A 7,278-nucleotide genomic window follows, 5' to 3' on the forward strand; every position below is an offset into this window, starting at 1 on the left:
AAACGGGACTGTGCCCACTCTCAGGATCCCGGCGTCGCCCACTTCCCCAGTTCAGAGGTCAGATCATGACAGAGCAGCCCCAGGGCCATACCCCTTTTGAACTCCCCATGTTGCCCCTGCGTGATGTGGTGGTGTTTCCGCACATGGTGGTTCCGCTCTTCGTCGGGCGGGAGAAGTCCATCAATGCCCTTGAAGCCGCCATGGAGAACGACAAGCAGATCCTGCTCGTCGCCCAGAGGGATGCGGAGACGGATGATCCCGGCCGTAATGACCTCTATGGCATAGGCACCATCGCCACGGTGCTGCAGATGCTCAGGCTGCCCGACGGGACCGTCAAGGTCCTGGTTGAGGGGCATGCACGGGCATCCGTGGACGAGCTGGGTGGCGACGACCAGTATGTGACCACCAGCTGCCGCCAGCTTCCGGAGACCGGCGTGGAGGCGCGTGAGGAAGAGGTGTTCGTCCGGACCCTGATGGAGGAGTTCGAGAAATTCGCGCGCATGTCCAAGAAGGTGCCCAACGAGGTCAGCAACTCCCTGCAGGGCATCGAGGAGCTGGACCGCTTGGCGGATACCATGGCTTCCCACCTGGAACTCAAGGTGGCTGAGAAGCAGGAACTGCTTGAAACCCTGGACCTGCGCCATCGTATTGAGCAGCTGCTGGGCAAGCTCGACAGCGAGATTGACCTGATCGAGGTGGAAAAGCGCATCCGTGGCCGCGTCAAGAAGCAGATGGAGCGCAGCCAGCGTGAGTACTACCTGAATGAGCAGATGAAAGCCATCCAGAAGGAGATGGGGCAGCTCGGCGACGGCAGCGGCCAGGATTTTGAGGAGCTCGAGCAGAAGATCGAGTCTTCCGGCATGCCCAAGGAGGCCCGGGAGAAAGCCGAGCAGGAGCTCAACAAGCTCAAGATGATGTCGCCCATGTCCGCGGAAGCGACCGTCGTCAGGGGCTTCATTGACTGGATGCTGGCCATTCCGTGGAAAAAGCGCAGCCGTGTGCGCCACGATATCGACCGTGCGCGTCGCATTCTGGATGAAGACCACTATGGTCTGGATGAGGTCAAGGAACGCATTCTTGAGTACCTCGCGGTGCAGAGCCGTGTCCGCAAGGTGAAAGGGCCGGTACTGTGCCTCGTGGGCCCGCCCGGTGTGGGCAAGACGTCACTGGGGCAGTCCATCGCGCGCGCGACCAATCGCAAGTACACCCGGATGGCGCTGGGTGGTGTGCGCGATGAGGCCGAGATCCGTGGTCACCGCCGCACCTACATCGGGGCGCTGCCCGGCAAGATCATCCAGCGTCTGTCCAAGGTGGGCGTGAAGAACCCGCTCTTCCTGCTGGACGAGGTGGACAAGATGGGCATGGATCATCGTGGTGATCCGTCCTCGGCATTGCTGGAAGTCCTGGACCCGGAACAGAACCACACGTTCAGTGACCACTACCTGGAGCTCGAATACGATCTGTCGGATACGATGTTCGTATGCACGTCGAACTCCATGAACATCCCGGATGCCCTGCTGGACCGGATGGAGATCATCCGTATTCCGGGCTATACCGAGGATGAGAAGGTCAATATCGCCCGCCGCTACCTGCTGCCGAAGCAGCTCAAGGCGAACGGGTTGAAGGAAGAAGAGCTGAGCCTGCCGGAGGAGACACTGCAGGCCATCATCCGGTATTACACCCGTGAGGCGGGTGTGCGGAACCTTGAACGCGAAGTCGCCAAGATCTGCCGCAAGGTGGTGCGTGAGCACGTGGAAGCCGGCGAGCGCCATGCCGTGGAGGTGACCCCCGAGACACTGGAGCATTATGCCGGCGTCCGGCGCCACAAGTACGGTCTGGCTGAGGAAGAGAACCAGATCGGGCAGGTCACGGGCCTGGCGTGGACCCAGGTGGGTGGCGAACTGCTGACCCTGGAGTGCGCTGTGACGCCCGGCAAGGGCAAGGTGGTCAAGACCGGCTCACTGGGCGACGTCATGCAGGAATCCATACAGGCGGCCCTGACAGTGGTCCGGAGCCGTGCCCCAGGGCTGGGGCTGTCCTCGGATTTCCAGGATAAGCAGGACCTGCACATCCATGTGCCGGAAGGTGCGACCCCCAAGGATGGTCCCAGCGCGGGCATTGGCATGTGCACCGCGCTGATTTCCGCACTCACCCGCATTCCGGTGCGCGCGGACGTGGCGATGACCGGCGAGATCACGCTCCGTGGCCGCGTTCTGATGATCGGTGGTCTCAAGGAGAAGCTGCTTGCGGCACACCGGGGCGGCATCAAGACAGTGGTGATTCCGGAAGAGAACGTGCGCGATCTGAAGGAAATTCCGGACAACATCAAGGAATCTCTCGAAATCCGTCCGGTGGAATGGATCGACCAGGTGCTCGATATCGCGCTGACCCGGCAGCCGGAACCGCTGCCCGCGGATGCTCCCGCCCATCCGGGCAGCCGTGATGAGGATGCCGACGGTAACGAACGGGTGAATACCCACTGAAAGGTGGAGTCATTGACACTGTTTAAAGGCCGTTGGTATAACGTATTTCGCCTCTCAGCGGAGCCATGGGCCACCCTGTCAGGGCTCGCAGGGTGAGGGATGTCCCGGCCTGCGGCCATGGAATTCTCCGATGGCGTGTGCCATAGTCATTGGCGCCGAAAAAGAAACACAACGTCCAACATGGAACCAGATAGAAAAAGGGGTTTAGTGTGAATAAGTCCGAACTGATCGACGCTATCGCAGATTCTGCCGATATTTCCAAGGCCGCAGCAGGTCGTGCACTGGACGCGATGGTTGATTCCATCACCGGATCCCTCAAGCAGGGTGATCCGGTCACGCTGGTAGGCTTCGGGACCTTCTCCGTCAAGGAGCGGGCAGCACGCACCGGCCGCAACCCGCAGACCGGTGAGGAGATCAAGATCGCCGCTTCCAAGGTACCCAGCTTCAAGGCCGGCAAAGCCCTGAAGGACGCCGTCCAGTAACGGCGGATCCCGCCATTCTGTTTCGACGGAGCGGTAGTTCAGCTGGTTAGAATGCCGGCCTGTCACGCCGGAGGTCGCGGGTTCGAGTCCCGTCCGCTCCGCCAGACTTTGGGCGCATGCCGTAAGGGATGCGCCCTTTTACGTTAAACACAGGTCACCCGTGGAAGTGCGGGAACACAGGGGAACGCGGAATGCTTCAGAACATCCGGGAGAACGCCCAGGGAACGATCGCCAAGACCATCATCGTGGTCCTGATCCTGTCCCTGTCCATCTGGGGGCTGGACTCCATCGTGGGCGGCAGCGGCGAGAACGAGATCGCCACGGTCAACGGTGAGCCCATCACCGAGCGGGAATTCGAACGTGCGGTCCAGATCCGGCGGCAGCAGCGGCTGCAGGAAATGGAAAACCCGGACTCATCCCGGATCGACATGGACGCACTCAATGAAGAGGTCATGGATTCACTCATCCGGGACAAGCTGATTGGTCAGGACATCCGCTCCCGCGGGCTCCAGGTTTCGGAATCCGATCTGGACCGCATGATCACCGGTGCCGAGCAGTTCCGGGTCAACGGTGAGTTCAGCCAGGAGCGCTTCATACAGGCGGTCCGCAACCAGGGTATGACGGTGGACCAGTTCCGGACCATGCTGGAGCAGGATCATCTGAGCCGTGTCATCCAGGCTGTGATCCAGGGCAGCGCCTTCAGTGCGCCCTCCGAAACGGAACGGGTGGCCTCGCTGCTGACCCAGACCCGGGATTTTTCTGTCCTTCAGATTCCGGTTGGCGAGCGCGCGGAGTCCATGGAAGTGTCTGACGAGGAACTCAGGAGCTTCTACGAGGACAACCAGGAGCGCTTTGTCCAGAGCGAATCCGTTGATGCGTCCTGGATCACACTGGACCGTTCCGAGCTGGTGGATCCCTCCGAGATCGAAGAGGAAGTAGTCCGGGACCGCTACCGTGAGCGTGTTGAGTCCATGCAGGCTGATGAACAGCGCAATGCGGCCCATATCCTGATCCGTGAGGACCGGGAAGATGCCGAAGCCGCTGTCGAGGCGGTGCAGGAAGGTCTGAAGCAGGGCCGCTCCTTTGCCGAGCTGGCAGCGGAATACTCCGATGACGGAGCCACCGCGGATGAGGGTGGCAAGCTCGGCTTCTCTTCACGGGATGACTTTGACGAATCCTTCTCCGAGGCCCTCTTCAGTATTGAGGAGACCGGTAAGGTGGTTGGGCCCGTCAGTACCTCCTTCGGTCAGCATTTCATCAAGCTGCTGGATGTGCGCTCAGAGGAGCCTCCGAGCTTTGAGAGCATGGAGGCGTCCCTGCGCGAGACCATCGCCCGGGAGAGGGCAGAGCGCCGCTATGTGGAGCTGAGCGAGGAGCTGGCGGACATGGCCTATTCCGAGTATGACCTCGAGGCACCAGCTGAGCTCATTGATGCCTCCATCCAGACCCGTGATGGGGTACGGCCCGATCAGGCCAGGGCTCCCTTCGACCATGAAGGACTGCGCGAGCAGCTGTTCACAGAGGAGGTGCGCAAGGAAGGTTTCAACACTGAGGTGGTGGAAACCGGTGATGGCGTCTCCGTGGTGGCGCGGGTGCGCGAGTACTATCCGCGCGAACAGAAGTCCTTTGACCAGGTACGCGAAGAGGTCACGGAGCTTGTGCGCCAGAAAAAGGCTCGCGAGGCGCTGAGGGAATCCCTGGAAGGCATGGCCGCGGACATGTCGGCGGATGCCGGGCTGCCTGAACCGGATATGGGAACCGGCACGGAATGGGAGTCCTTTGAGGGCGTCAACCGGCGTTCCCTGCAGGCGCAGGCCGTGGTCCGGGATGCCGCCTTTGAGATGCCGGCGCCACAGAACGGCGGTGCCAGCACCCGTATTGTGGATCTGCCCAATGCTGTCGCCCTGATCCGTCTTGATGCGGTCAATCCGCCGGATTCCGCCACGGTCAGCATGATGGCCTCGAACCTTGGAGCCTCTCTGGGGCGGCGCCATGGCCAGATGGCCTATCAGGCCTACATTGAGTCCCTCAGAGCTGAAGCGGACATCAACCGCAACTGATTCCCCCCTATGGAGCCGGGTCGTCAAACCCGGTTCCATCGCCTTTCCACCTGTGTCACAAAATTGATTCCCGCCCGGGAATGGTCCGAATTCCAACGGTTTAAGAGACCGAGAATTGAGGACCAGTTATCTTTCAGCCTCCCCTAAATTCGCTATGGTCCCTTCCGACACCGTCTTCCGTCGGGTTTATAAGGGACAGGCGTTCATGCTCTTCGTTCTGGCCGGATCACTGCTGACTTTCTCCATGACGCAGGAAGTCGTCGAGGTGGAGCCCCATCCAAGGGGGACCTTCATCTATGAGCAGCATTACAACGAGAGTCCGGATTCCCTTCTACACCGCTATCAGGTGGAACCGCTCAGGGCCCAGAAATTCCGCAACGTGGTGCGCCAGCAGTATGACTACAGCTGCGGCGCGGCCTCGCTCACAACGATTCTGCGCCATTACGTGGGCCAGAACCTCAATGAGCGTCAGGTCATGGAAGGGCTGCTCCAGTACGGGGAGAGTGAGCGCATTGTTGAGCGTCGTGCCTTTTCGCTTCTGGACATGAAGCGCCTGGTCACTGAGCTTGGCTTCCCCTCCGGCGGTTTCCGGGCTGAGATTTCGGACCTGGCCGAGCTCGACCATCCGGCCATCGTCCCCATCAACCATGCCGGTTTCGAGCATTTCGTGGTGGTGCGTGACATCCGCGAAGGGCGTGTTTTTGTCGCGGATCCGGCCGCCGGGAATCTGTCATTCACGCTGCATGAATTCCAGGAGAAATGGGCGGAGAACGTTCTTTTCATCGTTTTCCCGGGCGAGGAACCGCCCCTGAACAATCTGGCCCTTAAGGAAGAGGATATGCGCTTTGTGGATGACCAGACATTGACGCTGCAGGCACGCCAGGAGTTCCCGGTATTCCACGAAGCGCTCATGTGGGACATCCAGAATGAACTCGAGCGGCTCAAGAACAACCCGGACGGCAGCGTTGAGAACACGCGCAAACAGCTCTATTTCCGTGATCGATGAAGTTCACGGACGACAGGTGATTGGTGGTTTTATGCATCGAACTGGATACAGGGAATCCGCTATGACGCGCTCTGTGCTTTGGCTTCTGGCCGTTCTCGTGCTGCTCTGCGCACTGGCGGTGCCCGCCGCGGCCCAGCAGCAGGAAGACGATGGTGCCACTGTGGATGAGGCCCGGGAGGCGCTCGCCCAGCAGGAAGGGGATGAGGATTCCACCGAACAGCTGGAAGAAGTCTTCCAGGCGGCGGAAAAGAACTACTCGCTGCTGCAGGCTGGGCGTCAGTCACTGAACTACTCCTTTAACTACTCCTATTCCGGAACACAGAACCTGGACCTGGAGGTCATCAACAGCCAGGTCCGGAATCTGGATGTGACGCCGGAAGCCACCCACAACTTCACCAACGCCTTTTCCTACGACTACGGGTTCTACGACAACCTGACGCTGGGCACGCGGATTCCCCTGACCACCAAGTTTGATACCCAGGAGGATCTGAACGTCAACGACGTGGGGGATATCTCCTTTACCGCGCGCTGGCAACCCAACCCCCATATCCCGGGCACCATGTCCACCACGCTTTTCGGGACGCTGAGCTCCAAGACCGGCGTGAGTCCCTACGAGATCGACGTCAATCGTCAGCTGTCCACCGGCAGTGGCTATTACTCGATCGGCGGGGGCGCCAGTGTTTCCAAGGTGCTGGATCCGGTGGTTCTGTTCGGCTCCGGCAGTCTCCGTTACAACCACAAAGTGAAGGATCTCAAACAGGTGCGCGGTGCCCGGCTTCTGCAGGAGCTTGAGCCCGGCTTCACGCTTTCCGGCTCCGGTGGCTTCTCCTATTCGCTGTCCTACGACATATCGCTGAGTCTGTCGGTCCAGCTTACCTACAACGATGAGACCGTCCTGAGCTTCAGCGATGGCACCGAGGCAACGGCCAGTTCCCAGATGGCGGGCATCATCAATATGTCACTGGGCACGCGGATCAGTGATCAGACCATCGTCAATACCAGTGTTGGTTTTGGTATGACGAGGGGAGCACCGGATTTCACCATCGGCTTCTCCATGCCCATCAATATTTCCGGGCTGTCTGAATCATCCTGATGCGTGGATCAAGGGCGATAAGGAGCAGGAAGTAATGCGAGCGAATGGCGTCGGCACACGTGTATTCGGCGCACTGGCACTGGCGGCCGTGTCCCTGGGGGCGCAGGCCCAGTTCAGCCATCAGCTGCTGGTGCATCCGAAGGCCGCCGCGCTC

General features: G+C 60.3%; 5 protein-coding genes and 1 tRNA gene. All 6 read left to right on the forward strand.

The window, feature by feature from the left end; translation table 11 throughout:
• Positions 1–65: 65 nt before the first annotated feature.
• The 6 genes from lon (at position 66) to QZ501_RS08210 (ending at position 7,124) form a co-directional block, all read left to right on the forward strand.
• The gene (gene lon, locus QZ501_RS08185) at positions 66–2,483 is read left to right on the forward strand and encodes an endopeptidase La (protein WP_151439414.1); all 2,418 of its coding nucleotides are present in this window, start codon (positions 66–68) and stop codon (positions 2,481–2,483) included.
• 209 nt (positions 2,484–2,692) lie between these two features.
• On the forward strand, positions 2,693–2,965 hold the full coding sequence (gene hupB, locus QZ501_RS08190; protein ID WP_095617009.1) for a nucleoid-associated protein HU-beta: 273 nt from the start codon (positions 2,693–2,695) through the stop codon (positions 2,963–2,965).
• 27 nt (positions 2,966–2,992) lie between these two features.
• Positions 2,993–3,069: transfer RNA gene (locus QZ501_RS08195), tRNA-Asp, on the forward strand.
• Positions 3,070–3,156: 87 nt separating this feature from the next.
• Entirely contained in the window at positions 3,157–5,025 is a 1,869-nt protein-coding gene (locus QZ501_RS08200; protein WP_295718659.1) for a SurA N-terminal domain-containing protein, read from the forward strand.
• A 205-nt stretch (positions 5,026–5,230) separates the two neighbouring features.
• Complete coding sequence (locus QZ501_RS08205) at positions 5,231–6,031, forward strand: C39 family peptidase (RefSeq protein WP_151439416.1); 801 nt, start codon at positions 5,231–5,233, stop codon at positions 6,029–6,031.
• Positions 6,032–6,092: 61 nt separating this feature from the next.
• Entirely contained in the window at positions 6,093–7,124 is a 1,032-nt protein-coding gene (locus QZ501_RS08210) for a transporter (protein ID WP_237416537.1), read from the forward strand.
• Positions 7,125–7,278 lie beyond the last annotated feature (154 nt).

Source organism: uncultured Halovibrio sp. (genome assembly GCF_913056445.1).
Taxonomy (GTDB): domain Bacteria; phylum Pseudomonadota; class Gammaproteobacteria; order Pseudomonadales; family Oleiphilaceae; genus Halospina; species Halospina utahensis_B.